4 protein-coding genes are annotated in these 4554 nt (G+C 70.4%); all 4 read left to right on the top strand.

What is annotated here, in order from left to right; all coding sequences use genetic code 11:
* The coding region (locus tag R6V09_RS46635; RefSeq protein ID WP_317887528.1) for a carbohydrate ABC transporter permease at positions 1–887 on the top strand (887 nt) is incomplete at its 5' end.
* Positions 888–898: 11 nt separating this feature from the next.
* A complete protein-coding gene (locus tag R6V09_RS46630; protein ID WP_317887527.1) occupies positions 899–1837 on the top strand; it encodes a carbohydrate ABC transporter permease in 939 nt (312 codons plus the stop codon).
* Between the two features lie 32 nt (positions 1838–1869).
* Positions 1870–4287 carry a glycosyl hydrolase family 95 catalytic domain-containing protein gene (locus tag R6V09_RS46625; RefSeq protein WP_317887526.1) on the top strand — a complete coding sequence of 806 codons (2418 nt, stop codon included), beginning with the start codon at positions 1870–1872 and terminating at the stop codon, positions 4285–4287.
* On the top strand, positions 4281–4554 hold a 274-nt coding region (locus R6V09_RS46620; RefSeq protein ID WP_317887525.1), incomplete at its 3' end, for an acetylxylan esterase. The genes R6V09_RS46625 and R6V09_RS46620, both read left to right, overlap by 7 nt.

Genomic DNA, 4554 nt, shown 5'->3' with positions numbered 1-4554 from the left:
CGACCAGGTCCGCGGCGGCCCGCCGCCGCGACCTGCCGGTCGCACTCCTGCTGATCATTCCCTCCGTCGTCGGATTCGCGGTCTTCTACGCCTATCCGACCCTGCGCGGCATCTACCTCAGCTTCACCGACTTCCATGTCCTCACCCCGCCCAACTGGGTGGGACTGGCCAACTTCCACCAGATGTTCGGCGACGACGTCTTCTGGCACTCCCTGCTCGTCACCGTCTACTTCGTGATCCTGGCCGTCGTCTTCGGCACGTTGGCCTCCCTGGTGACGGCCGTGGTGCTGCACCGGGTGACCAAGTCGTCGGCGTTGCGCGGCGTGATCCTGCTGCCGTTCCTGATCTCCAACGTCATCGCCGCGCTGGTCTGGCAGTGGATGCTCGACCCGTCCCTCGGCGTCGTCAGCCTCGTCCTGCAGCATCTGACGGGCCACTCCATCCTCTTCTTCGGCAGCAGCGCCTGGGCCATCCCGTCCCTCGCCGCGATCAGCATCTGGAAGTGGATGGGCTACTACTCCCTGCTGATCTTCGCCGGACTGCAGACCATCCCGGCCACCATCTACGAGGCAGGCCGGGTCGACGGCGCCAGTGAGGTGCAGATGTTCCGGCGCCTCACGGTGCCTCTGCTGCGGCCGATCCTGGTCATGGTGGTCGTCCTGACGGTGATCAACTCCTTCCAGGTGTTCGACATCGTGCAGGTCACCACCCAGGGCGGCCCGGCGAACGCCTCGAACGTGCTGCAGATGTACATCTACAGCAAGGCGTTCAGGCAGTTCGACTTCGGCTACGCCGCCACCCTCTCGCTGGCCCTGTTCGCCCTGCTCATCACGGTCACCTTCACCCAGCTGCGGCTCGCCCGCGCAGGCGAATCCGACCTGAGCTGAAGGAGCCCGTCATGGCAGTCACCCTCGCCCCCGGCCGGGCGGCCACCGCGCGGCCCCGGCCCCGGAAGAACCCCCGTCGCATCTCACCCGGCCGAATCGTCGCCTGGACCTACCTCGGCATCATCGTCCTGATCACGCTCTTCCCGTTCTACTGGATCCTGCGCACCGCGCTGTCCAACAACTACAAGCTGTCGACGCACCCGTCCTCGCCCCTGCCGGTGGGCTTCACCTGGGGCGCCTTCGAGCGCGTCCTCGGGATCGCCTCCACCGCCGAGGCGCAGGCCCAGGGCGGCTCGGGCGCGGCCATCAACATCGCGCTCTACCTGCGCAACTCGCTGATCTACGCGTCCGTGCAGACGGTGCTGATCGTCCTGTTCGCCTCGGCCGGCGCCTACGCGTTCTCCCGGCTGCACTGGCGTGGCCGCAACCTGGTGTTCAACATCCTCATCACCGCGCTGATGGTGCCCAGCGTCTTCACACTGCTGCCCAACTTCGTCTTCGTCAAAGACCTCGGACTGACCAACACGTTCGCCGGACTGATCCTGCCCGGGGCGCTCTTCCAGGCGTTCACGCTGTTCTTCCTGCGGCAGTTCATGCTCGGCCTGAGCACCGAGGTCGAGGAGGCGGCCATCATCGACGGCGCGGGCCCCCTGCGGATCTTCTTCCGGATCATCCTGCCGATGTCGACCGCACCGATCGCGACCGTGTCGCTGCTGATGTTCGTCAACGCCTGGAACGACTACTTCTGGCCGCTGCTCATCACCAACAGCCAGGACGTCCAGCCGCTGACCCTCGCGCTCGGCGTCTTCAAGCAGTCCTCACCCCAAGCCGCCCCCGACTGGGCCGGGTTGATGGCCGCCGCCCTGGTCGCGGCGCTGCCGATGCTGCTGCTGTTCGTCGCCTTCGGCAAGCGCATCGTCAACTCCATCGGCTTCTCCGGCCTCAAGTGACCGGCCGCACCCCTCGATTGGACGACACAGCCATGCACTCCAGCGACCTGGTGCTGAGCTGGCCCGCGCCCGCCGCCACCTGGGCGGAGGCCGCCCCGGTCGGCAACGGCAGGATCGGCGCGATGGTCTTCGGCGGCACCGGCCGGGCCCGTATCCAGATCAACGACTCGACCGTCTGGTCCGGCACCCCCGGCGGCCCGGCGACCGCCCTCGCCGCACTCCGCGCGCAAGGAGCCGGTCCCGAGCGGCTCGAAGAGGTCCGCGCCGCGCTGCGCGCCGGCGACCAGGACCGCGCCGAGTCCCTCCTCATGACCTTCGAGGGGCCCTACACCCAGGAGTATCTGCCGTACGCCGACCTGCACTTGACCGTGCCGGGCGGCGAGCGCGCCGAGTACCGCGGCAGGACGCTCGACCTCGACACAGCGGTCGCCGAGGACGGCTTCGACCTCGACGGGACCGCGGTACGGCGCCGGGTCTGGGCCGACGCCGTCACCGGCGCGCTCTGCGTGGCGCTGGACGCGGACGGCGGCACCCTGGACCTGTCCGTCGAACTCTCCACCCCGCTGCGGGAGATACTGCGCTCGGCCGCGCCCGACGGCATCACGCTGGGCATCGAGATACCGGTGGACGGCGCCCCCTCCCACGAACCCGAGGTCGCGGAACCGCTGCGCTACGCGGACGGTCCCGTCGACGGCTACGACCCCTTCGGCGCCCTCGCGCTCGCCGTGCACACCGACGGCACGACGACCGTGGACGACGGGGGAGGTCTGCGCGTCACCGGCGCCTCCCGCGTCCTGCTCACCCTGGCCAGTTCCACCGCGGCGGACCGCGACTGGAGCGGGGCTGAGGCTCTGGACCGCGCCGCCCATCTGGCCGACGCCGGCGACCTCGCGGCGCGGGCCGTCGCGCAGGGCGCCGCCCGTCTCCTCAAGGACCACGAGGCCGACGTACGGGCCCTGTTGGGCAGCACCTCCCTGCGCGTCGGGCCCCGCCGCTCCGGGACCTACGACGTCGCCCGCGACATCCTCGGCGGCGACGACGAACTCCTCACCGCCACCGTGCTGTTCCAGCTCGGCCGTCATCTCCTGGCCACCGCCTCCCGCCCGCACACCGGCCCGCCGGCCAACCTCCAGGGCATCTGGAACGCCGAGCTGCGCCCCGCCTGGTCGTCCAACTACACGATCAACATCAACACGCAGATGAACTACTGGGGCGCGGAGACGGCCGGGCTCAGCGCCTGTCACGAGCCCCTGTTCGACCTGCTCGACCGCATGGCCGCACAAGGCACGCGCGTGGCACGGGAGTTGTACGGTGCGCGCGGCTGGGTGGCGCATCACAACACCGATCCGTGGGGATGGGCGCTGCCGGTCGGCATGGGGCACGGCAACACCTCGTGGGCGCTGTGGATGATGGGCGGCGCCTGGCTGTCCCAACACCTGTGGGACCACTACGACTTCACCCGCGACCTCGGCTTCCTGCGGGAGCGGGCCTGGCCGCTGCTCAGTGGCTGCGCGGAGTTCCTGCTCGACTGGCTCGTCGAGGACGTCTCGGGCCACCTGGACACGCTGCCGTCGACCTCCCCGGAGAACCTGTTCCTGGCCGACGGCGTCCCGAGGTCACTGACCCGCACCGCCACCATGGACCTGGCGCTGATCCGGGCCACCTTCCAACGGACCCTGGCGGCAGCCGAGTTGCTGGGTCTGGACACTCCGCTGACCGGCGAGATACGCGCGGCGCTGCCCCGGCTGCGCCCGCTGCCTCTCTCGCCGGAGGGACGGCTCCAGGAGTGGGCCGAGGACCTGACGGAGGCCGACCCGCACCACCGTCACCTCTCGCACCTGATCGCCGTACACCCGCTGGGTCTGATCGATCCCGACTCGACTCCCGAACTGGCCGACGCCGCAAGGAAGTCGATGGACCGGCGCGGGCCGGGGGCGATGGGCTGGTCGTGGTCCTGGAAGATCGTTCTGCGGGCGTGGCTGCGTGATGCCCCGACCGCGCGCTCGCTGTTCCTTGAGGCCGTCCGGCCGCTCGACGGAGACGCCGGGGTGGACGCCCCGGTGGACGGCTCCCGTTGGGGCGGGCTGCTGCCCAACCTCTTCTCCACTCATCCGCCGTTCCAGATCGACGGCAACTACGGGCTGATGGCCGCCGTGGCCGAGATGGTGGTCCAGAGCCACACCGGCGTCCTGGACCTGCTGCCCGCGCTGCCCGCGCAGTGGGCCGACGGCGAGGCCAGGGACCTGCGCTGCCGCGGCGGCCTGGCCGTCGACTTCGCCTGGAACGAGGGCGAGTTGACCGGTGCGACCGTGCGCAGGCTCACCGGTGACTCCGGTGAGCCCGTGCGGATCCGGTGCCTCGGCCGCACGGCCGAGCTGCTGCTTCCGGCCGGTCACCAGGTCGAGTTGGACGGCGACCTGCGGCCCCGTGGGGAGCCGGTGCCGTGCTGAGCGAACATGACGTCCCCGAGCTGTTCGCCTACCGCAGCGCCTACCGCGAACCCGCCGACTTCGACACCTTCTGGAAGGGCACCCTCGCCGAGACCCGCGCCGGACAGGAAGCCGGGCTGCGGCTGACGGAGGTCGCCACCGGCCTGGAGACGGTCGACGTCTTCGACGCCGTCCTGCCGGGCTTCGGCGGCCACCCGGTCCACGCCTGGCTCCGGATGCCCCGGCACCGCAGCGGCCCGCTGCCCGCCGTGGTCCAGTTCCACGGTT

This window comes from Streptomyces sp. W16 (assembly GCF_033194735.1).
Classification (GTDB): domain Bacteria; phylum Actinomycetota; class Actinomycetes; order Streptomycetales; family Streptomycetaceae; genus Streptomyces.
The sequence above is the reverse complement of the archived record's forward strand: the minus strand, read 5'-3'. Positions and strand labels throughout refer to the sequence as shown.

Coding starts and splice junctions, on each gene's coding strand:
- R6V09_RS46630 (WP_317887527.1), top strand. CDS start 899: ATGGCAGTCACCCTCGCCCCCGGCCGGGCGGCCACCGCGCGGCCCCGG.
- R6V09_RS46625 (WP_317887526.1), top strand. CDS start 1,870: ATGCACTCCAGCGACCTGGTGCTGAGCTGGCCCGCGCCCGCCGCCACC.